We start from the raw sequence: 25,860 nt of genomic DNA on the forward strand, positions 1-25,860 counted from the left end.
AAGCGATCGATTCAGGTAGTTGCGTTTTATTGGTTTTAACGTTCGCCGCCTATTCAATGAACATGAACAGGCGACGAACCTACTACTGGCTTCGTCCATAACAATTACCACCAACTTTTAGTTGTAAGCAGGCAATAGGAAGTTGCCGAATTCCTTATTAGGGAAAACGTTAAGGAAGGACTTGAAAGTGCCTTCGGTTGAACTAGAAGTGCGAGTCCCGGGACAGGCTCAGCAGCAGGCCGGCCTGCATGAGGAGGCCGGCCAGGCTCCGACTCTGAGGGTCCTGGCTGTCGTCGAAACTCCAGCGTTGCTGGAGCCGGCAGGTGACCGGGCAGACGCGCCAGTTGGCCCGCGGCCGGGTTTGCGAGGAGGGGGTGGAATACAGGGTACCGACCCGGGAAACGGCTGCGCGCTCAGCGCAGGGCTTGACCCGCATGGTCGATGCAAAGGCGCGTACGCCGGGCATTACAGTGGATTTGAAGTTCATAACAGTTGCCTCGCGACCGGACTGGCTCCGGTGAAGGCAAGTTACGAAGGAGCGTCAAGCTCTAGCGCAGCTCACCCGACCGAAAAGTCGAGTCCCGTCATGTTCTGGGTTAAGTGCCCAGCCCTGCGCAAGCGCATCGACCAGACAGCGTCTAGATACTGTGTCCATTGGCTTCTTTTGTGAGTTGAAAAAAGGCCGGTTTGGCCGGCCCGCGCAATTTACTCAGGGCCACCTGTCAAGTCAAGATTAAATTGCCACGAATCATATGTTCGTTCAGCTTTAAGCAAGGTCTGTAGCGGAACTCAGATAAATGATGGGCAAGTTATATAAGGCAGTTCTGAATGACGGCCATAACAATGCTGGAGATAGTTGTTGTGCTGTAGCCGTTGAGAAACAGGCCGAGGCGCATTGCGCGCCCCGGCGGATATATCAGTCGAGGATCAGGTGCGGCAGGAAGCGGCTGGAGTCCTTGGTGATCAGGCTGTCGTCTTCACGCACGCCGATGCCGGCGGCCTGGTCGCCGATGACCCAGGAGCCGATCAGGGTGTAGCTGTCGCCAAAGCGCGGCAGCGGGGCGAAGGACTGCAGGATGTAGGGCGCGTCGGTGTAGGGGCCGTCTTCCTTGACCACCTCGTCCTGCGGGGTGCGCAACTCGATGTTGGCGCCTTCGCGGGAAAAGAACGGCTTGCGTACCCAGCCCTTGGGCACCTCGCGTTGCGGGTGCGGGTCCAGGTGGGTTTCCAGCAGGTTCGGGTGGCCCGGGTGGGCTTCCCAGAGCAGCGGCAGGATGCCCTTGTTGGAGAGGATGGATTTCCACGCCGGCTCGAAGAACTGCGTGTCGCTGGCGGCGATCGCCGCGCCGAAGGGTTCGTGGAAGATGAACTCCCAGGCGTGCAGCTTGAACAGGTGCGGGATCCAGCGGTCCTGCAGATCGACGAAGCGGCCTTCGGCGGTGAGGCCGATGTCTTCCACGTCGATATGCCGCGACTCGATGCCGGCCTTTTCCGCGATCAGGCGCAGGTAGTCGGTGGTGGCGCGGTCCTCCACCGAATCCTTCATCGAGGCGAAATAGAACGGGCGCTTGATCCCCAGCTGGGCGAAAGCCTGGTGCAGCCGGGTGTCGATGCTGTTGAACTGGTCGGCATGCCGCGGCAGCAGGCCGCGCTCGATGTTCTGCTCCAGCCAGCCCCATTGGAACGCCGCGGTTTCATAGAGGCTGGTGGGGGTGTCGTAGTTGAGCTCCAGCAGCTTGGCCGGGCCCTGGCCGTCGTAGGAAAAATCCAGGCGGCCGTAGAGGTGCGGGTGACCCTCGAGCCATGAAGTGCGGATCATGTCGTAGAAGGCCGGCGGGATGCTCAGGCGATCGAGCAGGGCCTCGCTGCGCACCACCCGGTCCACCAGGTCCATGCACATCTCATGGATCTCGGTGGTCGGGTCTTCCAGGTCGTCCTCGATCTGCTTGAGGCTGAACTGGTAGTAGGCGCTTTCGTCCCAGTAGGCTTCGCCGTCGATGGTGTGGAACAGGAAGCCGAGCTTTTGCGCGGTCTGTCGCCAGTCCGGGCGTTCGTTGCAGAGGATCTTCTTCATGGCGCGCCTCCTTAGCTGCTCGAGCGTCCCGAACTCCAGCTCGAGGAGCTGGAGCCGCCCCAGCCGCTGCGGGCGCTGGCCTGGCTGCCGAAGCCGCCGCGGGAGGTAGAGGAGGACACGGACATCGGCCGGGTGGTGGTCCGGAAACCGCTGCCCGACTGCGCCTGGCGCGACTTGGAGAAGGTCGAGCCGCTGGCGATGCGCTGGTTGAGCGTCGAGTTGGCGTAGCTGCCGCGGTCGTCGCGATAGCGGTAGACCGGCTCGGAATAATAGTTGCGGTTGCCACCGCTGAGCAGGTTGCCGATCAGCAGGCCGGTGAGCAGGCCGCTGTCATTGCTGCTGAACGACGAGCTGCGGCCAGCCTCGGGGCTGACCCCGGCTGCCGCCAGCTGTTCGCGGGTGAAGGCGCCCTGGGCGTTGATTTCAAAGCCGCCGAGCTTGGGCACGAACTTGCCGCTGGAATCCACCTGGCACCAGTTTTCGACGAAGTCGGCATCGCAATCGGCCTGGTTGTCGTAGACCGGCGCCTGGGCGCGGTGCTCCGCCATGGCCTTGATATAGGCATCGGAGCAGACGTCCACGGCGATCTTGCCGTCCACGCATTCCTGCACCGACTGGAAGTTGAATTTCTGCTGGACCGCGAGGGTCTCCGGCTCCGAGTTGCAGCCCGAGATCGCCAGGGCCACCGAGGCGGCTAGGGAGAGCTGAACGTATTGGCTTCGTTTCATCGAGGGCTCCGTGCGGTCGATCAGTTCTGCGAAGGGGTCATGCAGGCGGCGTTGAGCAGGCCGACGCTGATGGCCACGGCGGCGACATAGATGCCGGCGGCAATTTCGCCGTTGCGGATGCGCTGCGAAGTGCCCTTGAGCACCAGGCTGGTCATCAGGAACGCCAGCAGTTGCACCACGGCGGCGATCAGCGCCCAGACGGCGAAGTCCAGCAGGCTGATGGAGTAGGCGATGACGTTGCTCGCCGGGATGGCGAAACCGATGATGGCGCCGCCCAGGGCGATGGCGGCGGAGACGTTGCCCTCGCGGATCAGCTGGAATTCCTTGTGCGGCGTCAGGCGGGTGTAGACGAACTGGAACAGGGCGAACAGCACGGCCGCGCCGAGGATGTAGGTCAGGAAACCGACCACGGCGAATTTGTTCAGGGAGATGGAAAGGGCTTCAAGCATGGGTTCTGGTCCTTGTCAGAGGGTTTGCAGGTCGGTCATGTATAGGGAAATGCCCAGTGAGGTCACCAGGCTGACGCTGCCGTCGGCGTATTGCTCCACGGAAAACAGCAGGAACTCACGGCGATTGGTCAGGCCGGTGTCGCGGGCATAGAGCATCGAGTGGCTTTCGAAGGCGAAGGTCTCGTCCGGCTTGGACACCTGCTCGCGCAGCGGCACCAGCTCGGTCTGTCCGGCTTCGGTGCCCCATTCGCGCAGGTACTCGACGCCGTCGAGGCTGTAGGTGGGCTGGCCGATCAGGCTGTTCGGGCCGGCCAGGCGCCGCAGCTCGGCTTCGCTGTTGACGGCCTGGTTGCTCAGGTAGTTGAACAGGATGATCGATTTGACCTGGCCGTCGATGCCCCCGCTGGTGTGCACCTGCAGCCAGTAGTCCTCGTCGTCCAGGTAGTAGCGCGACAGCCATTCGGACTGGCCCAGGTCTACCTGGCCTTCGCTGTAGACCGCCTGGTCGCCGGGAATCGCTACGCGGCTGTTGTCGGCGAGCAGCAGCTTGAGGCTGGCATCGAAGCGGATGCCCGCGCCCATGCTCAGGCCCAGTGGGCCGGTGGCGAAACTCGAGCTTGTGGTGGCCGGGGCCTGGAGCCCCAGAAAGCGTTTAAACCATCCCATTGTCGATGTCCTTGAGGCGGCTGGAAGCGATGTAGAAGAGTTCGCCGCCCTGGATCCGCGTATCGCTGTGCGGGTTGATCTGCGGGTGTTGTGCGCCGCGGGCGCGGTAGCCGATCAGGGTGGCGTTGTAGCGTTCCTTGAGGTGTACGTAGAGCTCGGCGAAACGGCCTTCGTAAGTCTCGGGCAGGCGCATGACGTATTGGGTGGCGCCCTGGCCGACGCACAGCAGTTCGTTGATCACCACCGAGGAGCCCGGGTCCTGGGAGGAGCGCACCAGCATCTCGATGGCCATGCTCGAGGTGCACTCCAGCTTCGGTGCGTAGGAGGCGGCCAGGGTGGCGATTTCGCTGTCGTTGAAGTGGGCGACCACGTGGCCGCTGGGGCGCAGCTGGTTGATCGCCAGCACGCTGGCCAGGGTCAGGTCGTCGGAGCTGGTGCGCACCAGCACCCGTTCGGCGCCGGGCACCCCGGCACGCAACAGCAGGGCCGCGGACGACAGGCTTTCGCCCTTGACGAAGGCGGCCTTGCCCTGCATCGGGTTCTCGTCGAGGCTGGCGTCGCAGATGACGATCAGGTTGTCGTTGGAGGTTTCGTCCTGCAGCAGCAATTCGATCACCCGCTCGCTGGACGCGCCTTCCCAGCCGACCAGCACGGTATGCCCGGTCTGGCCGGTGAAGTCGCCTTTGCCTTTCATGCCTTTTCTCCATAGGTCCATAACGCTGCTGGTGGTCTTGCCGATGGCCGCGGTCAGCAGCGCGATGCCGCCGAGCATCACCCACACGGCGACGAACACCCGGCCGGCGGCGGATTGCGGCGACAGGTCGCCATAACCCACGGTCAGGGTGGTGGTGAAATAGAAATAGATGAAGGTCGCGGGCGCGGTGAGGTGCTGCTCGCCCAAGGCCACCAGGCCGAGATAGGAGGTCGCGGCATGCACGCCGAGCGCGATGGCCAGGCCCATCCAGCCGAAGCGCTGGAAGAAGGTGGCCGCGTATACCCGAAGCAAGATGAAAATCGACATCGAATCCCTGATTTCCTGATGAGCAGATCTATCCGTGATGCAGCGTGCCGTGCCCGGGCAAGGCATGGCTCATTGCCGCGCGGCATTAGACATCGGCTTGGCGCCGGATAAAAGCACTTTTGCTGCGATAAACCCCGCGAAGGCGCCAAAGATGTGCCCTTCGAAGGACACCCCGGCCCGTGGCAGGAACCCCAGGACCAGGCCGGAATACAGAAACATCGTCACCGCGGCGGCCAGCAGGCTGCTCCAGCTGCGCAACAGCCAGGCGCGGGTGAGGATGTAGGCCCACAGGCCGAAGACCCAGGCGCTGGCGCCGACGTGGATGCCCCTGAAGCCGAACAGCCAGACCAGCGCGCCGCCGAGCAGGATGATGATCAGGCTGACCACCACGAAGCGCCGCTGGCCTTCGGCGATCACCATGGCGCCGAGGATCAGGAAGGGCACCAGGTTGGCGGTCAGGTGGGTAAAGGAGCCGTGGAGAAAGGGCGAGGCGAGTATCCCCGGCAAACCCTGCAAGGTGCGCGGGATCAGGCCGAAGAGATTCAGGCTGTAGCCGCTCAGGCTGTTGAGCACCTGTACGGCGATCATTACCAGGGCCAGGCCCGCTAGGGTCTTGAAACCATTTGCAACGGCCATCGAGGCCCTCCAGGAGGCCGAAAAAAACACAGGCGATTCACTGTAGGCGCGCAGCTTGCTCGCGATGGACTGGAGGGCGCCGAGCTCATCCAGGCAGTACGCGACATCGTTAACGACCATCGCGAGCAAGCTGCGCTCCTACAGATTGAGTGGTGCAACAGCGCTGTTTACTCGACCGACTTCTGCTTTTTCAGGCGCTCGAGGATGGCATTGGCGCTGCCCTGGTCCGGCACGATGTTGGCTTCGCGCAGGCGGCGTTCCAGGTCGTTGCCGTTGCTCGCATCGGCCAGTTGCTCCTGGGCTTCCATTTCCGCCGCGCGCTGGTCTTGCTTGGCTTGCAGGCGGTTCAGGGTGTTGACTGCGGTTTCCAGCTTGCCGTTGGCGCCGCCGCTGGCGATCGAGGCACTGACCTGGGCTTTCTGCACGCTCTCCCGGGCCTTGGCCATGTCCACTTGTTGGCGCAGGCTGCGGATGCGCGCTTCGGCCTTGCCGATGTCCTTGCGCATATTCTCGGCGTAGGCGCCGAATTCGCTGGCTTGCTTCTGCTCCGCTTCCAGGCCGGTGGTCAGGGTCGAGATGGCTTCGGCGACTTCCAGGGCCAGGTCTTCGCGGTTGGCCTGCAGCGAGGCGAGGGCCTTGGATTCCAGGTCGGCGATCTTCGCGGTGAATTCGCTGACCCGCTCAGTGGACAGCTTGTGCTTGGCCATGATGGTGACCAGCTCGCGCTTGGCGTTGGACAGGGCGTTGTCGGCGTCGCGGATTTCCTGGTCGAGGATGCGCAGGGCCTGCTGGTCGGCGATGCTTTCGCCGACTTCGTTGGCGCCGCCGCGCAGGGCAGTGAACAGTTTGTTCCAGATGGACTGAGTCATGTAGGTGTACTCCGGATTCTCGGCAATCAGTTGAAGAAGCTTTCGAAGGCTTCGGTGGCGCGTTGGACGTTGTCCACCAGGGTCTTGACCTCGGTCACCACGTTGGTCAGGTTCGAACTGGCGCTCAGGGCGCCGAACATGTTGTAGACAGTCTGGCCGTTGGGCATGGACTCGATGCCGATCGAGGAGAGGGGGAACATCTCCCGGCTGCGCAGCACCGCGTCATTGAAGCGGGCAACGTCGTTGATCGACTCCAGGTCCACCAGCACGGTGTCGACGATGATCTGCTCGCCGACCACCGCGATGTAGATCGGCAGGCCGCCGAAGTCGTGCATTTCCAGCTTGATGCTTGGCTCGGCGCCTTGAATCAGGCTCAGGCCGATTTCGTTCGAGGTCACTTCGTCCAGGGCCTGCAAGGCGCCGAAGAGGCGGTCGATGGTCCAGTTCTCACCTGCGATCATGTCATTCTCCAATACCGGTGCGCCGCCGATCAGGGGTTGGCGCAGCTTCTTCTCAATGTGCTTGAGCACGCTCCGGTTTTCCGGAAGTACCCAGGTTTCGTGTTTCACATAACCAGCGGCACTCAGGCCCGCGCGCATCTGCTTCATGTAGAAGCTCGACGGCTTCTTGGCGGAAGCCTTGCTGGGGGCCTTGTTGCTGGAGGCCTTACTGCTGGAAGGTTTCGAGCGCTCTCCTTGTCGACTCTCTGAGGAAGCCGGTAGGTCAGCAGGCTGCCTGGCCGGGAGGGTCTTTTTCATGGGGTGACTCCGTTGTGCACGTATCACGCGTGAGAACATTACAGGGGATTTTGTTACGACTCAATGACTCACGCGTGATATTTTTTTCGCTCGGCGAAACAACGGTCGCAAGGCTCTGGAGCGGCATTTTGCGTTAATCAGCCGACTGCCGTGGCTCAGGGGGGCATGCCGGTGCCTGGGTGCTGGGCGAGGCTTTCCGGGCCTCGATCATTGCCCGGGCGATGTCGGGGTGTGGAATTTATACAGGGTGCAGGGGTAGCCGTCTGCCGTGATTGGATGACAGCTGTAGGCGTCGCCGACGAGCGTGGGAATGACCCGGGCCCAGAAATCCCGGGCCGGCCGGTTGTCATCGATGTGGAAGATCTGCCAGTGCCCGGGCAGCTGTTCCAGCAGTCGCGTCACCACCTGCCGGCCGATGCCGCGACCGCGAAAGCGCCGGGCCACGAAGAAGTAGGCGAGGTTGTACTGCACCTCGGCAAAGTGCACCTGCTTGTCGACGATGGCAAAGCCCGCCAGCTCGCCGTCGACCCGCAGCAGCCAGGGGCGGGTGCCGGGCTGGCGCCAGGATTCGGCCTGCGGCTGGATGGCGTACAGGCCGTGGCGGCCGAGCTTGATCGGCAGCCATTCGCTGAGTTCGTACAGGTAGAACTGCATCAGGTTTTCCAGGCATTCCAGCTCGTCGCGCTGGACCGGGTGCAGTTCGATCTGGCTCATGGTTCCAGGCTCCGCACGGTGTCGGTGGGCGAGGTGGCCTTGGCCGCGAAGTAGCATTCGGCGCTGAGGCTGTACAGCAGGCTGGGGGCCAGGCCGGGGAAGTCGTCCAGTTCGCCGTCGCGGGTCAGGCCCAGGCGTTCCAGGGCGCGACGCGACGGCAGGTTGTCGGGCCGTACCAGGCCGATCACCTGTTCCTTGCCCAGCATGCGGAATGCCAGGTGCAGCGCGGCGTCGGCCATTTCGCTGGCGTACCCCTGGCCCCAGGCCTCGACGGCGAAGCGAAAGTACAGGTTCAGCCCGCTGCGCTCGCCGAAGCGGCTGTGCATGACGCCGCCGAATCCCAGCACACACTCGGGTTGGGCGCGGTCGCAGACCACCCAATAGCCGAAACCCTGTTCCCGCCAATGTTCTATCCAGCCCTGCAGCCGTTGCCGGCAGCTGTCGCGACTGTCGGGGCCGGCCGGGTTGTAGCGCTGGGTCCGCGGGTCGCCGTGGATCAGTTGGGTGATGTCCAGGTCAGCGGCGGTCGGCGCCCGCAACAGCAGGCGGGCGGTGAAGGTGGTCGTGGAGGAGGGAGCATCGGGCATAGGATTCGTCCGTACGCGAGGGGGGTGTTTTTCTTCAATACAGGGGGCGGCCTGCGCACTTACCTTGGTCACCGGACTCTCCGATTGATCCTTTGAAGGTGTGTGATGAGCGTAGTGTTTTCCATGGCGGCCTTCGCGCTAGCCTCTTCGATTACCCCCGGCCCGGTCAATATCGTGGCCCTGAGTTCCGGCGCGCAGTTCGGCTTTCGCGCCAGCCTGCGGCATGTCGGTGGCGCGACCCTGGGCTTTGTCCTGTTGCTGGTGCTGATCGGCCTGGGTTTGCATGAGCTGTTGCGGCTATGGCCGTTCCTGACCCGCGGCATCCAGCTGTTCGGGGTGGCCTTCCTGCTGTTCATGGCTTGGAAGCTGGCGATGGATGATGGCCGGCTGAGCAGCGACGACAAGGCCAAGGCGCCGTCGGCCCTGTATGGCGCGATCATGCAATGGCTCAACCCCAAGGCCTGGCTGGCCTGCGTCGCCGGCATGGGCGCGTTCGCCGCCAATGGCGAGGCGCTGCTGGTGTGGCAGTTCGCCCTGGTGTACTTCGTGATCTGCTACCTGTCGATTGCCTGCTGGGCCTACGCCGGGACTTTTTTGCGCCAGTACCTGAGCAACCCGAAGGGCATGCGCCTGTTCAACCGCAGCATGGCGGCGCTGCTGGCGGCGAGCGCGGTGTATCTGTTGTTGCCTTGAATCGGCGTTGGCTTTATCGCGAGCAAGCTCGCTCCTACAGAGATCGCGTCCTCTGTAGGAGCGAGCTTGCTCGCGATGAGGGCGTCAGGTCTGCCAATCACCCGCGATACTGCCCCGGCGTCGCCGCCAGATGCTGCTTGAAGGCTCGCTGGAAATGCGCCTGGTCGGCGAAGCCGGCTTCCAGGGCCACATCGGCGATCGGCTCGCCGTCACGCAACCGGGACTGGGCGAACTGCACCCGCTGGTTGACCACGAAGGCGTGGGGCGTCATGCCGTAGTGCTGCTTGAAGGCGCGGATCAGGTAGGACGGCGACAGCTCGGCGGCCTGGCAGATTTCCTCGAGCTTCAGCGAACGGGTGCAGTGTTGGCGAATGTAGTCGGCGGCCCGTTGCAGTTTCTGGTTGCTCTCGCGCGGCGGTCGGCTTACCGGGTTCAGGCGCTGCTGCAGGTCGCTGAAAAACGCGACTGCGGCGCTGTGCTTGTGCAGCGTCTCGGCCTGTTCGTCCACCAGCACCTCATACAAATGGTTGAGCCCGGCATAGAGTTCGGGGTCGTCGCTGTGGGGCGTGGAAAAGGCGCGAAAGCCCAGGTCCTGGCTGAAGCCGAGTTGATGCTGCAGATCGGTCAGCCAGGAGGTATCGACATAGAGCATGAGATACGACCAGGGCTGGTCGTCGATAGGGTTGCAGGCGTGCACTTCGCCGGGGTTCATCAGCACCACGGTGCCGGCGCCGATGCGAAATTGCGCCTGCTCGTGCAGGTAGGTGCTGTGCCCGGCGGTGATGGCGCCGATAGAGAAATGCTCGTGGGCATGCCGGGCGTAACAGACCTTGCGCCCGTCGGCGATCGAGCGGGCCTCGATAAAGGGCAGCGCCGCATCGCGCCAGAACTGCGGGGCGGTATCGAGGCTATGGCTCAAGCTCGGCTTCATCAAAGGCATCCCATCGGCAAGCGTCGGCCACCGAGTGTATTAGCTCTCGCCGGCGAAGGCTCGTTCCAGCGCGGCGATATCGAGTTTTTTCATCTGCAGCAGGGCCTGCATCACCCGCTGCGACTTGGCCGTGTCGGGGTCGGTCATCCAGTGGTTGAGCGCGCAAGGCACGATCTGCCAGGACAGCCCGAACTTGTCCTTGAGCCAGCCGCACTGCTGGGCCTCGGGCGCGCCGCCGTAGGACAGGGCGCTCCAGAAATGATCGATTTCGCCCTGGTTCTGGCAGTTGACCTGCAGCGAGACCGCTTCGTTGAACTGGAACACCGGGCCGCCGTTGAGGCCGGTGAAGGTCTGCCCGTCGAGCTCGAAGGACACGGTCATCACCGAGCCTTCGGGGCGGCCGTGGAACTCGAAGCCGGCCTTGCCGTAGTGGGTGAGGGCGGTGATGCGCGAGTGCTCGAAGATCGAACAGTAGAACTGGGCGGCGGCTTCGGCCTGGTGGTCGAACCACAGGCAGGGGGTGATGCGATGAATGAGCGACATGACGGTTCTCCTCGGCAGGTGGTCCACGCTTGAGCAAGCGTAGTCAGCCGATAGTCGTCCGGGGTTGCCGTAGATCGACAACTCACCGCCCTTCATCCGGGGGCGACGGGTGCATGACCGGTGGTCGCAGAATCCCGCCTGTTCGGCAAACTGCGCTTAGCTGTATGGAAAACCTCGCGGCGCGCGTAGGCCTTCGGCCAAAGCGACGCCGCTCCAGGATCCCGTGAATCCTGTCCCCCCTCGGCCTGAGGCGTTGCGCATGCTGACATTCAATATCAATGGCAAGGACCAGCAACTCGAGGTGCCCGCGGACATGCCGCTGCTCTGGGTACTGCGCGATGTGGCGCACCTGACCGGCACCAAGTTCGGCTGCGGCATGGCGCAATGCGGCGCCTGCACCGTGCATGTCGACGGCGCGCCGCTGCGTTCCTGCGTGATCCCGGCCGCGACAGTGGCCAACGGGCAGAAAATCCTCACCATCGAAGGCCTGTCGGCGGACGGCTCGCACCCGGTGCAGCGCGCCTGGGCCGAGCTGGACGTGGTGCAGTGCGGTTACTGCCAGTCGGGGCAGATCATGTCGGCCGCGGCCTTGCTGGCGAAGATCCCGTCGCCCACCGACAGCGATATCGACCAGGCGTTGTCCGGCAATATCTGCCGCTGCGGCACCTACCCCAGGATCCGCGCGGCGGTCAAACGCGCCGCTGAAATCGGCTGAGTCGGCATTAAGAGGGGCAAGGCATGATCACTGCGTCGCGTCGTGGGTTTCTCAAAGGGGGTGCGCTGCTCGGCGGCGGGCTGGTGGTGGCGTTCGTCATCCCGGGAGCCAATCGTTTTGCCCGGGCGGCGAGCGAAGCGTTCGTGCCCAATGCGTTCTTGCGTATTGCCCCGGATGGAGTGGTCACCGTGGTGCTCGGCCATTCGGAAATGGGCCAGGGCATTTGGACCGGGCTGTCGATGCTGATCGCCGAGGAGCTGGATGCCGACTGGTCGAAGATTCGCGTCGAGCACGCGCCGGCCGCCGCGGTGTATGGCTTGCCGGCGTTCGGCGGGATGCAGATCACCGGCGGCTCGACCTCGACCTGGATGGAGTTCGACCGCTATCGCCAGGCCGGCGCTGCGGCCCGGCAGATGCTGATCGAGGCGGCGGCCAAGCGCCTGCAGGTGGCGCCCTCGACCCTGCACACCGAGCAGGGCTGGGTGGTGGCCGGCGACCAGCGCCTGAGCTACGGCGACCTGGCCAACGACGCCGGGCAGCTGCCGGTGCCAGACCCGGCCTCGTTGCGCTTGAAGGAGGCCAAGGACTGGCGGCTGATCGGCAAGCCGACCCAGCGCCTGGACACCCCGGAGAAAATCACCGGCCGCGCGCAATTCGGCATGGACATGTATTTCGACGGCCTGCTGACCGCCGTGGTCCTGCGTTCGCCGGTGTTCGGCGGCACGCTCAAGTCGTTCGATCCCCAGGCGGCGCTGGCGGTGCCCGGGGTGCTCAAGGTGCTCCAGGTGCCCACGGGCGTGGCGGTGGTCGCCGAGCATTACTGGGCGGCCAAGCAGGGGCGCGATGCGCTCAAGGCCGAATGGGACCTGGGGCCGAACGCCAACATGAGCAGCGAAAGCCTGATGCAGAGCTTTCGCAAACTGGCGCTGACCCCCGGGACCAAGGCCGCCGAGGCCGGCGATGCGGCCGGGACCATGGCCAAGGCGACGCAGGTGATCAAGGCCGAATACAGCGTGCCGTACCTGGCCCATGCGCCGATGGAGCCGCTCAACTGCACGGTGCGCATCGGCGCCGACAAGTGCGAGATCTGGACCGGCACCCAGTTCCAGACCCTGGACCAGATGGTCGCGGCGAAGATCACCGGGCTCAAGCCGGAACAGGTGCAGATCCACACGCAATTTCTGGGCGGCGGTTTCGGCCGCCGGGCCAATCCCACCTCGGACTTCGTCAGCGAGGCGGTGGCGGTGGCCAAGGCCGCCGCGGCCCCGGTGAAAACCGTCTGGTCGCGGGAGGACGACGTGCGCGGCGGCTACTTCCGTTCGGCGTTCCTGCATCAGGCGCAGGTCGGCCTGGATGCCCAGGGCCTGCCGCTGGCCTGGCAGCATGTGCTGGTGGGGCAGTCGATCATGGCCGGCACCTCGTTCGAGGCCAGCTTCGTCAAGAATGGCATCGACAACACCTCGGTCGAGGGCCTGGCGGACGGGCCTTACCTGAAGGGCACGCCGAACCACCGGGTCGACCTGCATTCGCCGATGACCGGCATCACCGTGCTGTGGATGCGTTCCGTGGGCCATACCCATACCGCGTTCGTCGTCGAGTCGTTGATCGACGAGATGGCCGCCGCGGTGGGCAAGGATCCGGTGGAGTACCGCCGCACCCTGCTCAAGGATCACCCACGGCACCTGGGCGTGCTCAACCTGGCGGTGGAGAAGGCCGGCTGGGGCAAGCCCGTGCCCAATGGCCATGCCCTGGGCGTGGCGGTGCACGAGTCCTTCGGCAGCTATGTGGCGCAGGTGGCCGAGGTGTCCCAGGAGGCCGAGCGGATTCGCGTGCACCGCGTGGTCTGTGCGGTGGATTGCGGCATCGCGGTGAACCCGCAAAGCATCGCCGCGCAGATGGAGTCGGGCATCACCTTCGGCCTGGGCATGGCCCTGCACAGCCGCATTTCCTTCAAGGACGGCCGGGTGGTGCAGTCCAACTATCACGACTTCCAGGTGTTGCGCCTGAACGAGATGCCCGAGGTCGAGGTGCACATAGTCGCCAGCAGCGAGAAACCCGGCGGTATCGGCGAGGCAGGCGTGCCGCCCACGACGCCGGCGGTGGCCAACGCGGTGTTCGCCCTGACCGGCCAGCGCCTGCGCGAGCTGCCGCTGCAACTGGCGGGGGTGTGAGATGAAACGCCACCTGTTCCTCGGCTCGCTGATCCTGGTCGGCCTGGGCGGTTATGCCTCGGACCTGTTCGCCGCCGATGACCCGGCGCTGGCGGCGTTCGCGACGGTGCAGAAGGTGTTCCAGAGCCCGCGCTGCCAGAATTGCCATATTCCCGGGGATGCGCCCTTGCAGTTCGACGCTGGCACGCCCCACGCCATGGCCGTGGTCCGTGGCCTGGACGGCAAGGGCGCGGCAGGGCTGCCGTGCGCCACCTGCCATGGCGCAAGCAACCCGCCAGCCAGCTATGGCCCGCACATGCCACCGGGGGCGCCGCACTGGAGCCTGCCGCCGGCGGCGCACAAGATGGCCTGGATTGGCCTGCCGGCCGACCGCCTGTGCCAGATGATCAAGGACAAGGCCAGCAACGGCGACCGCGACTTTGCCGCGCTGATCAAGCATGTCAGCGAAGACAAGCTGGTGCTCTGGGGCTGGAACCCCGGTGGCAACCGCGCGCCGGTACCGGTGCCCCACGACATGTTCGTCAGCCAGTTCAAGCTCTGGGCCGAGGCGGGCGGACCCTGCCCGGCGGTCGGAAGTTGACGCCTGGGGCCCCCAGCGAGGGCTGGTTGCGGGGCAGTCGCAGGCCTCGGCAACTAAGCTCTATAGGTGATACCCGCCAATGGAGTGTGCGATGTTTTCCCCAGACAAGCCTGTCCAGGCACCGAACCAGGTGCCAGCCCCGGAGGCGGACGACCCGTCCCGGCAACTGTTGCGCGATCAGAACCGTCGGGCCGAGCAGGAGCTGGCCGCGGTGCAGGTAGCCAACCTCGATAAACTGACCCTGCTGCCCAACTCGCACGGCTTTGCGGTGCTGGCCGGCGATGCGCTGCAGGCCTGCAAGGACCTGAACTGCCCGGCGACCTTGCTGCTGTTCGATCTTGACGATATCTACCGTATCGCCCGCGCTTATGGGTCGGAAGAAGGCGAGGCGGCGCTCAAGACCTTCGCCGACGGCCTGCGCATCGCCTTTCGCGAAAGCGACGTGGTCGGGCATCTGGAGTACCAGCGTTTCGCGGTGCTGCTGACCGGCTCGGAACGGATGGAAAAGCTGGCGATCATCACCCGCCTGCAGGCCATCCTCGACGAGCGCACCGCCACCCAGCAGTGCATTTACGACATCTGCTTCAGCATCGGCCAGATCGAGTTCGATCCGGCCCGGCCGGCCGATGTGGAAACCTTGCTGGCGAACGCCGACCAGACCATGAGCAGACCGGGCCGCGGGCCGCTGTTCAAGGCGTGAATGTTGGGCCGAGACGCAATACGGCGGGTTATTGCTCGGTGCCAGCCTGCCCTTGGAGCCTGTTTCGCAACTCGGTGATCACGCGCAGGGCCGTTTGAATGTCTTCAACTTCAAGTCCGGCCGACAAATCGTTGACCAGCGGGGTGTACAGGCGGATGGCCTCATTGAAGGCTGCCGTACCCTTGTCTGTCAGCGTCACGAGCTGCGCGCGCCGGTGATGCGGGTTGGGCTGGAAGGTCACCAGTCCTTCCTTCTCCAGATCGTTGACGATGCGCTGGACATTCTGTCGGTTGGCCTCCAGGTCCCGAGCGAGCCAGGCGACCGGCTGCGGGCGCTCTGCCGCCACGATCGCGCCCAGAATCTGCCAGCGGGCGCTGGTCAGCCCGAGGGGGGCGACTATCCGGTCGCCCCAGGCCAGCGTCAGGTTGCTGGCCCGGAACATACTCAGAATGAAGTCGGTCAGGGCAGCCCCGGCGGGGGTGGGTTCAGGTTCGTGCATAACGTCGTTATCCAGACAAAATGATTCTTCAGGGATATTGACATCATGATGTCAATATAGCAATTTGATTGCGAATTCAGCCCTCACACCTGGAGCCTGCCATGTCTCTCATTCGCCCTATGGACCCCGCCTTTCCGATCGATCGCCAGATTACGCTCGAAGCCGCGCCGGTCATCCTGATCAACGTCTTCACCCTGGACCAGGCCGACGAGCCGACCTTCCTGCAGGCCTGGCAAGACGATGCCAGTTTTATGAAGCAACAGCCGGGGTTCATTTCCACCCAGCTGCATCGCGCCATCGGCGAAAGCCCGACCTATCTCAATTACGCGGTCTGGGAGTCCAACGCGCATTTCCGGGCGGCCTTCGTGCATCCGGAGTTCAGGGCCAAGCTTTCGCACTATCCGTCCTCGGCGGTCGCTTCCCCGCATCTGTTCCAGAAGGTCGCGGTACCGGGCATCTGCGTCGCCTAGGCAGCCGATACCTGGCCCAGGTGGTTGCGGCCGTGAGGTGCCTGCCGGTCACTGCTGCATCCGCGCTCGCCGGCCGGTACAGCAGGCCAGCGAGCGCTCATGCCTCGCTGGCCGGCACCAGGAACGCGGCCTCCAGCAACTGCCGGGTGTAGGGATGCTGCGGCGCGGCGAAGATATCTTGCGCGTCGCCCTGTTCCACCACCTGGCCATGCTTGACCACCATCAACTGGTGGCTCAGGGCCTTGACCACCGCCAGGTCGTGACTGATGAACAGGTAGGTCAGGTTGTACTTGGCCTGCAGCTTGCGCAGCAGCTCCACCACCTGGCGCTGCACGGTGCGGTCGAGGGCCGAGGTCGGCTCATCCAGCAGGATCAGCGCCGGCTTGAGCACCAGGGCGCGGGCGATGGCGATGCGCTGGCGCTGGCCGCCGGAGAACTCGTGGGGGTAGCGGTGCCGGGTTTCCGGGTCCAGCCCCACTTCCTTGAGTGCTTCGATGATTGCCTGTTCCTGCTCGGCGGCGCTGCCGATCTTGTGGATGCGCAGGCCTTCGCCGACGATCTGGCTCACGCACATGCGCGGGCTGAGGCTGCCGAAGGGGTCCTGGAACACTACCTGCATCTCCCGGCGCAACGGCCGCACCTGCTGTTGCGACAGGCCGTCCAGTTGCTGGCCTTCGAAGCGAATGGCGCCCTTGCTGGCGATCAGGCGCAGGATCGCCAGGCCCAGGGTGGATTTGCCCGAGCCGCTTTCGCCGACGATGCCCAGGGTCTGGCCCTGGGGCAGGCTGAAGTTGATGCCGTCCACCGCCTTCACATGGTCGACGGTGTGGCGCAGCAGGCCTTTCTTGATCGGGAACCAGACCTTCAGGTCCTCGACCTGCAACAGCGGCGGGCCGACCACATTGCTCGCCGGCTTGCCGCTGGGCTCGGCCGCCAGCAGTTCGCGGGTGTAGGGATGCTGCGGCGCGCGGAACAGCTCTTCGCAGGATGCCTGTTCGACGATGCAGCCGCGCTGCATCACGCAGACGCGGTGAGCGATGCGCCGGACCAGGTTGAGGTCGTGGCTGATCAGCAGCAAGGCCATGCCCAGGCGCGCTTGCAGCTCCTTGAGCAGTTCGAGGATTTTCAGTTGCACGGTGACGTCGAGGGCGGTGGTCGGCTCGTCAGCGATCAGCAGTTCCGGCTCGTTGGCCAGGGCCATGGCGATCATCACCCGTTGCCGCTGGCCGCCGGACAGCTCGTGGGGCAGGGCCTTGAGGCGCTTGTGCGGCTCGGGGATGCCCACCAGCTCCAGCAGCTCCAGGGTGCGCCGGGTGGCGACCTTGCCGATCAGGCCCTTGTGCAGGCCCAGCACCTCGTTGATCTGCTTCTCGATGCTGTGCAGCGGGTTGAGCGAGGTCATCGGCTCCTGGAAGATCATGGCGATGCGGTTGCCGCGAATATGCCGGATGGTTTTTTCTTTCTGGGTCAGCAAATCCTGGCCGGCGTACTGGATGGTCCCGGACGGATGGCGGGCCAGCGGATAGGGCAAGAGGCGCAGGATCGAGTGCGCGGTCACCGACTTGCCGGAACCGCTTTCTCCCACCAGGGCCAGGGTTTCGCCGCGCTTGATGTCGAAGCTGATGCCCTCGACCACCCGTTGCGTGTGCTCGCCGACGCCAAATTCGACGGCGAGGTCGCGGACTTCGATCAGATTGTCCTGATTCATTTCATTTCCTCGGGTCGAAGGCATCGCGAGCGGACTCGCCGATAAATACCAGCAGGCTCAACATGATCGCCAGCACGGCAAAGGCGCTGATGCCCAGCCAGGGTGCCTGCAGGTTGGATTTGCCCTGGGCCACCAGTTCGCCCAGGGACGGCGCGCCGGGGGGCAGGCCGAAGCCGAGGAAGTCGAGGGCGGTCAGGGTGCCGATGGCGCCGGTGAGAATGAACGGCATGAAGGTCATGGTCGAGACCATGGCGTTGGGCAGGATATGGCGGAACATGATCGCGCCGTTCTGCATGCCCAGGGCGCGGGCGGCGCGCACGTATTCCAGGTTGCGCCCGCGCAGGAACTCGGCGCGCACCACGTCCACCAGGCTCATCCAGGAGAACAGCAGCATGATCCCCAGCAGCCACCAGAAGTTCGGCTGCACGAAGCTGGCGAGGATGATCAACAGGTAGAGCACCGGCAGCCCGGACCAGATCTCCAGGAAGCGCTGCCCGGCCAGGTCGACCCAGCCGCCATAGAAGCCCTGCAGCGCCCCGGCGATGACGCCGATGATCGAACTGAGCACGGTCAGGGTCAGGGCGAACAGCACCGAGACCCGGAAGCCGTAGATCACTCGCGCCAGCACATCGCGGCCCTGGTCGTCGGTGCCCAGCAGGTTGTCCGCCGAGGGCGGCGCGGGGGCCGGGACTTTCAGGTCGTAGTTGATGCTCTGGTAGCTGAACGGGATCGGCGCCCACAGCACCCAGGCGTCCTTGGCCGCCAGCAGTTCGCGGATGTACGGGCTCTTGTAGTTGGCCTCCAGGGGGAACTCGCCGCCGAAGGTGGTTTCCGGGTAGCGCTTGAGCGCCGGGAAGTACCAGCCGTCGTCATAGTGCACCACCAGCGGCTTGTCGTTGGCGATCAGCTCGGCGCCCAGGCTCAGGCCGAACAGCACCAGGAACAGCCACAGCGACCACCAGCCGCGCTTGTTGGCCTTGAACAGTTCGAAGCGCCGGCGATTGAGGGGGGACAGGTTCATCTCAATGCTCCCGGCTTTCGAAGTCGATGCGTGGGTCGACCAGGGTGTAGGTCAGGTCGCCGATCAGTTTCACCACCAGCCCCAGCAGGGTGAAGATGAACAGGGTGCCGAACACCACCGGGTAATCGCGGTTGATCGCCGCCTCGAAGCTCATCAGGCCCAGGCCGTCGAGGGAGAAGATCACCTCCACCAGCAAGGATCCGGTAAAGAAGATGCCGATGAAGGCCGAGGGGAAACCGGCGATCACCAGCAGCATGGCGTTGCGGAACACATGGCCGTACAGCACGCGGCGCCTGGTCAGGCCCTTGGCCCGGGCGGTGACCACATACTGCTTGTTGATCTCGTCGAGGAAGCTGTTCTTGGTCAGCAGGGTCATGGTGGCGAAGTTGCCGATCACCAGGGCGGTCACCGGCAGCGCCAGGTGCCAGAAGTAGTCGAGGATCTTGCCGCCCCAGCTCAGCTGGTCGAAGTTGTTCGAGGTCAGGCCGCGCAGCGGGAACCAGTCGAAATAACTGCCGCCGGCGAACATCACGATCAGCAGGATGGCGAACAGGAACGCCGGGATTGCGTAGCCGACGATGATCGCCGAGCTGGTCCAGACGTCGAAGTGGCTACCGTGGCGGGTGGCCTTGGCGATCCCCAGGGGGATCGACACCAGGTACATGATCAGGGTGCTCCACAGCCCCAGGGAGATCGACACCGGGAGCTTTTCGCGGATCAGGTCGACCACCTTGGCGTCGCGAAAGAAGCTGTCGCCGAAATCCAGGGTCGCGTAGTTCTTGATCATGATCCACAGGCGTTCCGGCGCCGACTTGTCGAAGCCGTACATCTTCTCGATTTCCTTGACCAGGGCCGGGTCCAGGCCCTGGGCCCCGCGGTAGCTGGACCCGGCCACCGAGACTTCGGCGCCGCCGCCGGCGATCCGGCTGGTGGCGCCTTCGAAACCCTCGAGCTTGGCGATCATCTGTTCCACCGGGCCGCCGGGCGCGGCCTGGATGATCACGAAGTTGATCAGCAGGATGCCGAACAGCGTGGGGATGATCAGCAGCAGTCGCCGCAGAATGTAGGCCAGCATCTTATTGCTCCACGCCGTCGGGGGCGGCCTGCGAGTGGGTGTCCGGGGTCACGGCCGGCTTGGCGTCGGGCTTGATCCACCAGGTCTGGATGCCGACGTCGTACTTGGGCGAGACGCTCGGGTGGCCTATGTGATCCCAATAGGCCACGCGCCAGGTCTTGATGTGCCAGTTGGGAATCACGTAGTAGCCCCATTGCAGCACCCGGTCGAGGGCGCGGGCATGGGCCACCAGGCTCTTGCGCGAGTCGGCGTTGATCAGGTCTTCCACCAGGGCGTCGATGGTCGGGTCCTTGAGGCCGATGAAGTTGCGGCTGCCGGGGTTGTCGGCGCTGGAGGACTTCCAGTATTCGCGCTGCTCGTTGCCCGGCGAACTCGATTGCGGGAAGCCGCCGACCACCATGTCGAAGTCCCGCGAGCGCAGGCGGTTGATGTACTGGGAAACGTCGACCCGGCGGATCACCAGGTCGATCCCGAGATCCGCGAGGTTGCGCTTGAACGGCAGCAGCACGCGCTCGAACTCGGTCTGGGCCAGCAGGAACTCGATCACCACCGGCTTGCCCTGGGCGTCGACCATCTTGTCGTCGACGATGCGCCAGCCGGCTTCCTGCAGCAGCTGGTAGGCATGGCGCTGCTGGGCGCGGATCATGCCGCTGCCATCGCACACCGAGGGCTGGAAGGCTTCAGTGAAGACCTGGTCGGGGATCTTGCCGCGCAGCGGTTCGAGAATCTGCAGTTCGTCGGCGTCGGGCAAGCCGGTGGCGGCCATTTCCGAGTTCTCGAAGTAGCTGCGGGTGCGGGTGTAGGCGCCGTTGAACAGTTGCTTGTTGGTCCATTCGAAGTCCAGCAGCAGGCTCAGGGCCTTGCGCACTCGCACATCCTGGAACAGCGGGCGGCGGATGTTGTAGACGAAGCCCTGCATGCCGGTGGGGTTGCCGTTGGGGATCTGTTCCTTGATCAGCCGGCCTTCGGCTACGGCCGGGATGTTGTAGGCGTTGGCCCAGTTTTTCGCGCTGGTCTCCAGCCAGTAGTCGAACTGGCCGGCCTTGAGGGCTTCCAGGGCCACGGTGTTGTCGCGGTAATAGTCGGTGGCCATGACGTCGAAGTTGAACTGGCCGCGGTTGATCGGCAGGTCCTTGCCCCAGTAATCCTTGACCCGCTCATAACGCACCGAGCGTCCGGCCTTGACCTCGACCACCTTGTACGGGCCGCTGCCGAGGGGGATTTCCAGGTTGCCCTTGGAAAAGTCGCGGTGTTCCCACCAGTGCTTGGGCAGTATCGACAGCTGCCCGAGAATCAGCGGCAGCTCGCGATTGTTGGTGTGCTTGAACTTGAACAGCACCTTGAGCGGGTCTTCGGCGATCACGTCCTCGACATCGGCGTAGTAGCCGCGGTACATCGGCGCGCCGGCCTGCATCAGGGTCTGGAAGCTGAACACCACGTCTTCGGCGCGGATCGGATGGCCGTCGTGGAAGCGCGCCTCGGGGCGCAGGTAGAAACGCACCCAGCTGTTGTCCGGGGCTTTCTCGATCTGTCCGGCGATCAGGCCGTATTCGGTGAAGGGTTCGTCCAGGCTCTGGCGCATCAGGGTGTCGTAGATCAGGCCGATATTGTCCGCCGGCACGCCTTTGTTGATGAACGGGTTGAGGCTGTCGAAGCCGCCGAAGCCGGACTCGCGGAAGGTGCCGCCCTTGGGCGCGTCCGGGTTGACGTAGGCGAAGTGCTTGAAGTTCGCCGGGTACTTCGGCGGTTCGTTGTACAGGGTCAGGGCGTGTTGCGGGGTGGCCTGGGCGAGGCAGGCGATCCCCGTCAGCAGCACGCCGCCGGCCCACGGGAGCAGGGCACGCAGGGGCATCATTGGGCTTTCTCCAGAGACTTCAGCCACCAGGCGCTCAGGCCCAGTTGGTAGGGCGGCGTGGTGACGAAGGCGAACCGGTTGCGGTACGCCAGGCGATGATAGTTGAGGTACCAGTTGGGGATGATGTAGTGCTGCCACAGCAGCACCCGATCCAGGGCCCGACCGGCGGCCAGTTGCTCGTCGCGGCTCTGCGCGGCGAGCAGGCGTTCCAGCAGGTGATCGACGATGGGATTGTCGATGCCCGCATAGTTCTTGCTGCCCTTGACCCCGACCTGGCTGGAGTGGAAGTACTGCCATTGCTCCAGGCCCGGGCTGAGGGTCTGGTTCAGGGTCATGAGGATCATGTCGAAATCGAACTGGTCCAGGCGCTGCTTGTACTGCGCCCGGTCCACGGTGCGCAGGCGTGCGTCGATGCCGATGCTGGCCAGGTTCTCGACGTAGGGCTGGAGGATCCGTTCCAGGTTCGGGTTGACCAACAGCAGCTCGAAGCGCAGCGGCTGCCCGTTGCTGTCGAGCAGGCGCTGGCCGTTGAGCTTCCAACCGGCTTCGGCGAGCAGGCCCAGGGCCCGGCGCAGGGTCGCCCGCGGGATGCCGCGGCCGTCGGTCTGCGGCAGGCTGAAGGGCTGGGTGAACAGGCTGGCGGGCAACTGCTCGCGGTAGGGCGAGAGCAGCAGCCATTCATGGCCGACCGGCAGGCCCGTGGCGGAGAACTCGCTGTTGGGGTAGTAGCTGGTCGCGCGCTTGTAGGCGCCGCTGAACAGGGTGCGGTTGGTCCACTCGAAATCGAACATCAGGCCCAGGGCTTCGCGCACCTTGCGCTCGGCGAAGATCGCCCGGCGGCTGTTCATGAACAGGCCCTGGGTCTGGGTCGGGATCTGGTGCGCCACCTGGGCCTTGATGATGTCGCCGCGATTGACCGCGGGGAAGTTGTAGCCGTTGGCCCAGTTCTTCGCCTGGTGTTCGATGTAGATGTCGAACTCGCCGGCCTTGAAGGCTTCGAAGGCGACGTCGCTGTCGCGGTAGAACTCCACCGCGACCTTGTTGAAATTGTTGAAGCCGCGATTGACCGGCAGGTCCTTGCCCCAGTAGTCCTTGACCCGCTCGAACAGCAGCGAGCGCCCCGGTTGCACCCGGGTGATGCGGTAGGGGCCGCTGCCCAGAGGCGGCTCGAAGGTGGTGGCCTTGAAGTCGCGATCTTTCCAATAGTGCTGCGGCAGCACCGGCAGTTCGCCCAGGCGCAGGATCAGCAGCGGGTTGCCGGAGCGCTTGAAGACAAAACGAATGCGCTGCGGGCCGAGGATGTCCACCCGCTGCACTTCCTGCAGGTTGGTGCGGTATTGCGGGTGGCCTTCCTTGAGCAGCAGCCGATAGGAAAACGCCACATCGTAGGCGGTGATCGGCTGGCCATCGTGGAAGCGCGCCTCGGGGCGCAGGTTGAACACCACCCAGCTGCGGTCTTCGCTGTATTCGACGGAGCGGGCGATCAGGCCGTAGCTGGAAGTCGGCTCGTCGCCGGACGGCGCGTACTGGCCGGTGCCGACCATCAGCGGCTCGTTCAGCTCGTTGACCCCGTATTGCAGGAAGTTGGGCGTGGAAACCGGGCTGCTGCCCTTGAAGGTGTAGGGGTTGAGGGTGTCGAAGGTGCCAAACGCCATGACCCGCAAGGTCCCGCCTTTGGGCGCGGCGGGATTGACCCAGTCGAAATGGGTGAATTTGGCGGGGTACTTGAGCGTGCCGAACTGCGCGTAACCATGACTTTCAGTGATCGTTGCGCTTGCGGGAAAGCTCAAGGCCAGACTGATTAGGGACAGGAGGAGGGGACGCATCAAGTCAGAGATCCGATCCAGGCGGCTTGGGCTTTGTGCTCCGTACAGTAACAGCTTGTATCGACAGGAAAAAGGCCGCCCCGGGCTGGTCACGACATTTGCTTGTCGCCGCTGGATACAGCGCAATCCGTAGCCGCTGCCGAAGGCTGCGATCGACCGGTACGGTCGCGGCGATCGTCCTGTCGCAGGAGGGCCTGCGGCCCTATCGCAGCCTGCAGCAGCGGCTACAGATAGGGCTCTGGGGGATCAGTGAGGCAGGTAGACGGTCAGCATTTGGCCTGGCTTGAGGGCCTGGCCGGCGCGGGGATTCCAGCGCTTGAGGTGTTGCATCTCGACGTTGAAGCGCTTGGCCACCATGTACAGCGAATCGCCTTGCTTGACCTTGTACTGGGTCGACTTCTTGTCGGCGCTGGCGACCAGGGTCTTCTTGCCGGAAGCCTTGGCGCTGGTCTTGCTGCTGGCCTTGGCCCGAGTGTCCTGCATGACCAGGGTCTGGCCGACCTTGAGTTGCTTGCCGCTGAGCTTGTTCCAGCGTTGCAGGTCCTTGACGTCGACCTTGTTGGCCTTGGCGATCTGCGACAGGTTATCGCCACGCTTGACCCGATAGTTGCGCTTGGCCTGGGCCATTTCGCGACTGTCGGCACCCTCGAACACCGGCTTGAACGAACGCTGGCTGATCAGCTCTTCGGGTTTCATGGTCGACAGGCTGGCGCTCAGCAGTTGCGCCTTGGACGTCGGCACCAGCAGATGCTGGGGACCGTCGATGGTGGTGCGCTGCTTGAAGGCCGGGTTGAGCTGGAACAGCTCGTCTTCGTCGATATTGGCCACCGCGGCGACCTTGGACAGGTCCATGCGCTGGTTGATCTCGACGACCTGGAAGTAGGGTTCGTTGGCGATCGGGTTCAGGTTCACGCCATAGGCTTCCGGCGCCAGCACCACCTGGGACAGGGCCAGCAGCTTGGGCACGTAGGCCTGGGTTTCCGACGGCAGCGGCAGGTTCCAGTAGTCGGTGGGCAGGCCGAGCTTCTCGTTGCGCTCGATGGCCCGGCTGACCGTGCCTTCGCCGGCGTTGTAGGCCGCCAGGGCCAGCAGCCAGTCGCCGTTGAACATGTCATGCAGGCGGGTCAGGTAATCCATGGCCGCGGTGGTCGAGGCGGTGATGTCGCGACGGCCATCGTAGAAGCGGGTCTGGCGCAGGTTGAAGGAACGACCGGTGGACGGGATGAACTGCCAGAGGCCCACCGCGTCGGCCCGGGAATAGGCCATCGGGTTGTAGGCGCTCTCGATCACTGGCAGCAGGGCCAGCTCCAGCGGCATGTTGCGTTCTTCAAGGCGTTCGACGATGTAGTGGATATAGAGGCTGCCGCGTTCGCTGGCATTCTCGAGAAACGAGGGGTTGCTGGCGAACCACAGGCGCTGCTGTTCGATGCGCGGGTTGACGCCGATGCCTTCCTGCAACTGGAAACCTTCGCGCATGCGCTCCCAGACGTCCTGGGGCAATTGCGGGCTGGGTTTTTCATTCAGCCAGATGGGTTTCTGCTTGATGCGGGCGTTGAAATTCTGGGTGTGCGAAGCGTCGGTTTGCGGGACGTGGCTCGTGCTTTGGCAGCCCGCCAGGGTGGCGGACACAGCCACCGCGATGGCTTGAGCCAACCGCGTCAATGCGTCTGAATTGATGGATTTACGAATAGATGACGACATTGGCTGGAAGTAAGTTCCGGGCAAAAATGTCGGGCGATTCTAGAAAGCGCACCCGGTGCGGTCAACCATTCAGAATTTTCGTACCAACCCGCAACCTGCTTAGAACTTATCTTTCCAAGCCCGCAAGGCAGCAAAAACCGCACTCTGGGCCCGGTTATCGAGGCCATTCCGTTCGTCCGCTTTTTGTTTAACGGATGTTTCACCGGTACGCAGGAAAGGATTGGTGAGCTTTTCCAGGGCCAGGGTGGAGGGCAGGGTCATGCGGCCGTTTTCCCGCAGTTCGCTGACTTTGCGCAGGCGCTCGGCGATGTCCGGGTTATCCGGTTCCACCGCCTGGGCAAAACGCAGGTTGCTCAAGGTGTATTCGTGAGTGCAGTACACCAGGGTGTCCGCGGGCAACGCGGCCAGGCGGCTCAGCGAATGGTGCATTTGCTCCGGCGTGCCCTCGAACAGGCGCCCGCAACCGGCGGCGAACAGGGTGTCGCCGCAAAACAGCAGGCCGTGATGGTAGTAGGCAATATGCCCCAGGGTGTGCCCGGGCACCGCGTAGACGTCGAAGTCCCAGCCAAGGATGCTGGCCCGGTCGTTGTCGTTCAGGGCCACGTCGCGCCCCGGGATATTTTCGTTGGCCGGGCCCCAGACCTTGGCGCCGCTGGTTTTTTTCAGCTGTTCGACACCGCCGACATGGTCGTGGTGGTGATGGGTCACCAGGATATCGCTCAGCACCCAGCCCGGATGCTCGGCGAGCCAGGCCTGCACCGGTGCGGCGTCACCCGGGTCGACCACTGCGCAACGCTGATGGCTGTGGTCCTGTAACAACCAGATGTAGTTATCGGTGAACGCGGGCAGGGCACTGATCTGTATCATCGT

27 protein-coding genes are annotated in these 25,860 nt (G+C 64.2%); 6 read left to right on the forward strand and 21 right to left on the reverse strand.

The genetic code is table 11. The features are described from left to right. Window positions 1-202: 202 nt before the first annotated feature. The 11 genes from AC07PQ_RS08075 to AC07PQ_RS08125 form a co-directional block, all read right to left on the reverse strand. Window positions 203-487 carry a hypothetical protein gene (locus AC07PQ_RS08075; protein WP_007920982.1) on the reverse strand — a complete coding sequence of 95 codons (285 nt, stop codon included), beginning with the start codon at window positions 485-487 and terminating at the stop codon, window positions 203-205. Window positions 488-916: 429 nt separating this feature from the next. Then, window positions 917-2,074: a glutathionylspermidine synthase family protein gene (locus tag AC07PQ_RS08080; RefSeq protein ID WP_053260902.1), complete on the reverse strand. Its 1,158-nt coding sequence runs from the start codon at window positions 2,072-2,074 to the stop codon at window positions 917-919. Between the two features lie 11 nt (window positions 2,075-2,085). Beyond that, window positions 2,086-2,802, reverse strand: coding sequence for a DUF1190 domain-containing protein (locus AC07PQ_RS08085; RefSeq protein ID WP_007920978.1), 717 nt, complete (start codon window positions 2,800-2,802; stop codon window positions 2,086-2,088). Window positions 2,803-2,822: 20 nt separating this feature from the next. Beyond that, the gene (locus AC07PQ_RS08090; protein ID WP_009043573.1) at window positions 2,823-3,251 is read right to left on the reverse strand and encodes a DUF350 domain-containing protein; all 429 of its coding nucleotides are present in this window, start codon (window positions 3,249-3,251) and stop codon (window positions 2,823-2,825) included. A gap of 15 nt (window positions 3,252-3,266) precedes the next feature. Next, entirely contained in the window at window positions 3,267-3,917 is a 651-nt protein-coding gene (locus AC07PQ_RS08095) for a DUF2491 family protein (protein WP_007920976.1), read from the reverse strand. Further along, on the reverse strand, window positions 3,904-4,938 hold the full coding sequence (locus AC07PQ_RS08100; protein WP_007920975.1) for a potassium channel family protein: 1,035 nt from the start codon (window positions 4,936-4,938) through the stop codon (window positions 3,904-3,906). The genes AC07PQ_RS08095 and AC07PQ_RS08100 overlap by 14 nt, the downstream gene beginning before the upstream one ends. 69 nt (window positions 4,939-5,007) lie before the next feature. Further along, window positions 5,008-5,574 carry a rhomboid family intramembrane serine protease gene (locus AC07PQ_RS08105; protein WP_037033661.1) on the reverse strand — a complete coding sequence of 189 codons (567 nt, stop codon included), beginning with the start codon at window positions 5,572-5,574 and terminating at the stop codon, window positions 5,008-5,010. Window positions 5,575-5,741: 167 nt separating this feature from the next. Beyond that, window positions 5,742-6,443 (reverse strand): PspA/IM30 family protein, encoded by a 702-nt coding sequence (locus AC07PQ_RS08110; protein ID WP_007920973.1) that lies wholly within the window; start codon window positions 6,441-6,443, stop codon window positions 5,742-5,744. A gap of 26 nt (window positions 6,444-6,469) precedes the next feature. Beyond that, window positions 6,470-7,201, reverse strand: coding sequence for a YjfI family protein (locus AC07PQ_RS08115; RefSeq protein WP_370686848.1), 732 nt, complete (start codon window positions 7,199-7,201; stop codon window positions 6,470-6,472). A 207-nt stretch (window positions 7,202-7,408) separates the two neighbouring features. Continuing rightward, a complete protein-coding gene (locus tag AC07PQ_RS08120) occupies window positions 7,409-7,915 on the reverse strand; it encodes a GNAT family N-acetyltransferase (protein ID WP_493184916.1) in 507 nt (168 codons plus the stop codon). Further along, a complete protein-coding gene (locus AC07PQ_RS08125; protein ID WP_493184915.1) occupies window positions 7,912-8,502 on the reverse strand; it encodes a GNAT family N-acetyltransferase in 591 nt (196 codons plus the stop codon). The genes AC07PQ_RS08120 and AC07PQ_RS08125 overlap by 4 nt, the downstream gene beginning before the upstream one ends. A gap of 105 nt (window positions 8,503-8,607) precedes the next feature. Here AC07PQ_RS08125 and AC07PQ_RS08130 point away from each other — a divergent pair, with 105 nt between their 5' ends. Beyond that, window positions 8,608-9,195, forward strand: coding sequence for a LysE family translocator (locus AC07PQ_RS08130; RefSeq protein ID WP_493184914.1), 588 nt, complete (start codon window positions 8,608-8,610; stop codon window positions 9,193-9,195). 97 nt (window positions 9,196-9,292) lie between these two features. Here AC07PQ_RS08130 and AC07PQ_RS08135 read toward each other — a convergent pair whose 3' ends face one another. Together AC07PQ_RS08135 and AC07PQ_RS08140 are read right to left on the reverse strand one after the other, a co-directional pair. Continuing rightward, window positions 9,293-10,126 (reverse strand): AraC family ligand binding domain-containing protein, encoded by an 834-nt coding sequence (locus tag AC07PQ_RS08135; RefSeq protein WP_493184913.1) that lies wholly within the window; start codon window positions 10,124-10,126, stop codon window positions 9,293-9,295. 39 nt (window positions 10,127-10,165) lie between these two features. Continuing rightward, the gene (locus AC07PQ_RS08140; RefSeq protein WP_493184912.1) at window positions 10,166-10,669 is read right to left on the reverse strand and encodes a VOC family protein; all 504 of its coding nucleotides are present in this window, start codon (window positions 10,667-10,669) and stop codon (window positions 10,166-10,168) included. 259 nt (window positions 10,670-10,928) lie between these two features. Between AC07PQ_RS08140 and AC07PQ_RS08145 the strand changes: the two genes are divergently transcribed. From AC07PQ_RS08145 to AC07PQ_RS08160, 4 genes are all read left to right on the forward strand, one after another. After that, window positions 10,929-11,384: a (2Fe-2S)-binding protein gene (locus AC07PQ_RS08145; protein WP_493184911.1), complete on the forward strand. Its 456-nt coding sequence runs from the start codon at window positions 10,929-10,931 to the stop codon at window positions 11,382-11,384. Window positions 11,385-11,407: 23 nt separating this feature from the next. Further along, window positions 11,408-13,555, forward strand: coding sequence for a xanthine dehydrogenase family protein molybdopterin-binding subunit (locus tag AC07PQ_RS08150; protein WP_493184910.1), 2,148 nt, complete (start codon window positions 11,408-11,410; stop codon window positions 13,553-13,555). 1 nt (window position 13,556) lies between these two features. Further along, a complete protein-coding gene (locus AC07PQ_RS08155; protein ID WP_493184909.1) occupies window positions 13,557-14,135 on the forward strand; it encodes a hypothetical protein in 579 nt (192 codons plus the stop codon). 91 nt (window positions 14,136-14,226) lie between these two features. Beyond that, entirely contained in the window at window positions 14,227-14,835 is a 609-nt protein-coding gene (locus tag AC07PQ_RS08160; protein WP_493184908.1) for a GGDEF domain-containing protein, read from the forward strand. A gap of 28 nt (window positions 14,836-14,863) precedes the next feature. Here the strand turns inward: AC07PQ_RS08160 and AC07PQ_RS08165 are convergent, their stop codons facing one another. Then, entirely contained in the window at window positions 14,864-15,334 is a 471-nt protein-coding gene (locus AC07PQ_RS08165) for a MarR family winged helix-turn-helix transcriptional regulator (RefSeq protein WP_087092849.1), read from the reverse strand. A gap of 101 nt (window positions 15,335-15,435) precedes the next feature. Here AC07PQ_RS08165 and AC07PQ_RS08170 point away from each other — a divergent pair, with 101 nt between their 5' ends. Next, entirely contained in the window at window positions 15,436-15,804 is a 369-nt protein-coding gene (locus tag AC07PQ_RS08170) for an antibiotic biosynthesis monooxygenase family protein (protein ID WP_007920961.1), read from the forward strand. A 97-nt stretch (window positions 15,805-15,901) separates the two neighbouring features. Here AC07PQ_RS08170 and AC07PQ_RS08175 read toward each other — a convergent pair whose 3' ends face one another. The 7 genes from AC07PQ_RS08175 to gloB form a co-directional block, all read right to left on the reverse strand. Then, window positions 15,902-17,512, reverse strand: coding sequence for an ABC transporter ATP-binding protein (locus AC07PQ_RS08175; RefSeq protein WP_493184907.1), 1,611 nt, complete (start codon window positions 17,510-17,512; stop codon window positions 15,902-15,904). A 1-nt stretch (window position 17,513) separates the two neighbouring features. Then, window positions 17,514-18,533, reverse strand: coding sequence for an ABC transporter permease (locus AC07PQ_RS08180; RefSeq protein ID WP_101337778.1), 1,020 nt, complete (start codon window positions 18,531-18,533; stop codon window positions 17,514-17,516). Between the two features lies 1 nt (window position 18,534). Next, complete coding sequence (locus AC07PQ_RS08185) at window positions 18,535-19,608, reverse strand: microcin C ABC transporter permease YejB (protein ID WP_007920957.1); 1,074 nt, start codon at window positions 19,606-19,608, stop codon at window positions 18,535-18,537. A 1-nt stretch (window position 19,609) separates the two neighbouring features. After that, a complete protein-coding gene (locus tag AC07PQ_RS08190) occupies window positions 19,610-21,463 on the reverse strand; it encodes an extracellular solute-binding protein (protein WP_493184906.1) in 1,854 nt (617 codons plus the stop codon). Then, entirely contained in the window at window positions 21,460-23,289 is a 1,830-nt protein-coding gene (locus AC07PQ_RS08195) for an extracellular solute-binding protein (RefSeq protein ID WP_101337780.1), read from the reverse strand. The genes AC07PQ_RS08190 and AC07PQ_RS08195 overlap by 4 nt, the downstream gene beginning before the upstream one ends. A 246-nt stretch (window positions 23,290-23,535) precedes the next feature. Beyond that, window positions 23,536-24,990 (reverse strand): transglycosylase SLT domain-containing protein, encoded by a 1,455-nt coding sequence (locus AC07PQ_RS08200; protein WP_493184905.1) that lies wholly within the window; start codon window positions 24,988-24,990, stop codon window positions 23,536-23,538. Between the two features lie 99 nt (window positions 24,991-25,089). Further along, entirely contained in the window at window positions 25,090-25,857 is a 768-nt protein-coding gene (gene gloB / locus AC07PQ_RS08205; protein ID WP_007920947.1) for a hydroxyacylglutathione hydrolase, read from the reverse strand. Window positions 25,858-25,860: the final 3 nt, after the last annotated feature.

The sequence above is a fragment of the Pseudomonas sp. GW821-FHT09E12 genome, from assembly GCF_059416085.1.

Excerpts from the sequence above, each read along its gene's own strand:
- AC07PQ_RS08075 (WP_007920982.1), bottom strand. The coding sequence starts at position 487 with ATGAACTTCAAATCCACTGTAATGCCCGGCGTACGCGCCTTTGCATCG.
- AC07PQ_RS08080 (WP_053260902.1), bottom strand. The coding sequence starts at position 2,074 with ATGAAGAAGATCCTCTGCAACGAACGCCCGGACTGGCGACAGACCGCG.
- AC07PQ_RS08085 (WP_007920978.1), bottom strand. The coding sequence starts at position 2,802 with ATGAAACGAAGCCAATACGTTCAGCTCTCCCTAGCCGCCTCGGTGGCC.
- AC07PQ_RS08090 (WP_009043573.1), bottom strand. The coding sequence starts at position 3,251 with ATGCTTGAAGCCCTTTCCATCTCCCTGAACAAATTCGCCGTGGTCGGT.
- AC07PQ_RS08095 (WP_007920976.1), bottom strand. The coding sequence starts at position 3,917 with ATGGGATGGTTTAAACGCTTTCTGGGGCTCCAGGCCCCGGCCACCACA.
- AC07PQ_RS08100 (WP_007920975.1), bottom strand. The coding sequence starts at position 4,938 with ATGTCGATTTTCATCTTGCTTCGGGTATACGCGGCCACCTTCTTCCAG.
- AC07PQ_RS08105 (WP_037033661.1), bottom strand. The coding sequence starts at position 5,574 with ATGGCCGTTGCAAATGGTTTCAAGACCCTAGCGGGCCTGGCCCTGGTA.
- AC07PQ_RS08110 (WP_007920973.1), bottom strand. The coding sequence starts at position 6,443 with ATGACTCAGTCCATCTGGAACAAACTGTTCACTGCCCTGCGCGGCGGC.
- AC07PQ_RS08115 (WP_370686848.1), bottom strand. The coding sequence starts at position 7,201 with ATGAAAAAGACCCTCCCGGCCAGGCAGCCTGCTGACCTACCGGCTTCC.
- AC07PQ_RS08120 (WP_493184916.1), bottom strand. The coding sequence starts at position 7,915 with ATGAGCCAGATCGAACTGCACCCGGTCCAGCGCGACGAGCTGGAATGC.
- AC07PQ_RS08125 (WP_493184915.1), bottom strand. The coding sequence starts at position 8,502 with ATGCCCGATGCTCCCTCCTCCACGACCACCTTCACCGCCCGCCTGCTG.
- AC07PQ_RS08130 (WP_493184914.1), top strand. The coding sequence starts at position 8,608 with ATGAGCGTAGTGTTTTCCATGGCGGCCTTCGCGCTAGCCTCTTCGATT.
- AC07PQ_RS08135 (WP_493184913.1), bottom strand. The coding sequence starts at position 10,126 with ATGAAGCCGAGCTTGAGCCATAGCCTCGATACCGCCCCGCAGTTCTGG.
- AC07PQ_RS08140 (WP_493184912.1), bottom strand. The coding sequence starts at position 10,669 with ATGTCGCTCATTCATCGCATCACCCCCTGCCTGTGGTTCGACCACCAG.
- AC07PQ_RS08145 (WP_493184911.1), top strand. The coding sequence starts at position 10,929 with ATGCTGACATTCAATATCAATGGCAAGGACCAGCAACTCGAGGTGCCC.
- AC07PQ_RS08150 (WP_493184910.1), top strand. The coding sequence starts at position 11,408 with ATGATCACTGCGTCGCGTCGTGGGTTTCTCAAAGGGGGTGCGCTGCTC.
- AC07PQ_RS08155 (WP_493184909.1), top strand. The coding sequence starts at position 13,557 with ATGAAACGCCACCTGTTCCTCGGCTCGCTGATCCTGGTCGGCCTGGGC.
- AC07PQ_RS08160 (WP_493184908.1), top strand. The coding sequence starts at position 14,227 with ATGTTTTCCCCAGACAAGCCTGTCCAGGCACCGAACCAGGTGCCAGCC.
- AC07PQ_RS08165 (WP_087092849.1), bottom strand. The coding sequence starts at position 15,334 with ATGCACGAACCTGAACCCACCCCCGCCGGGGCTGCCCTGACCGACTTC.
- AC07PQ_RS08170 (WP_007920961.1), top strand. The coding sequence starts at position 15,436 with ATGTCTCTCATTCGCCCTATGGACCCCGCCTTTCCGATCGATCGCCAG.
- AC07PQ_RS08175 (WP_493184907.1), bottom strand. The coding sequence starts at position 17,512 with ATGAATCAGGACAATCTGATCGAAGTCCGCGACCTCGCCGTCGAATTT.
- AC07PQ_RS08180 (WP_101337778.1), bottom strand. The coding sequence starts at position 18,533 with ATGAACCTGTCCCCCCTCAATCGCCGGCGCTTCGAACTGTTCAAGGCC.
- AC07PQ_RS08185 (WP_007920957.1), bottom strand. The coding sequence starts at position 19,608 with ATGCTGGCCTACATTCTGCGGCGACTGCTGCTGATCATCCCCACGCTG.
- AC07PQ_RS08190 (WP_493184906.1), bottom strand. The coding sequence starts at position 21,463 with ATGATGCCCCTGCGTGCCCTGCTCCCGTGGGCCGGCGGCGTGCTGCTG.
- AC07PQ_RS08195 (WP_101337780.1), bottom strand. The coding sequence starts at position 23,289 with ATGCGTCCCCTCCTCCTGTCCCTAATCAGTCTGGCCTTGAGCTTTCCC.
- AC07PQ_RS08200 (WP_493184905.1), bottom strand. The coding sequence starts at position 24,990 with ATGTCGTCATCTATTCGTAAATCCATCAATTCAGACGCATTGACGCGG.
- gloB (WP_007920947.1), bottom strand. The coding sequence starts at position 25,857 with ATGATACAGATCAGTGCCCTGCCCGCGTTCACCGATAACTACATCTGG.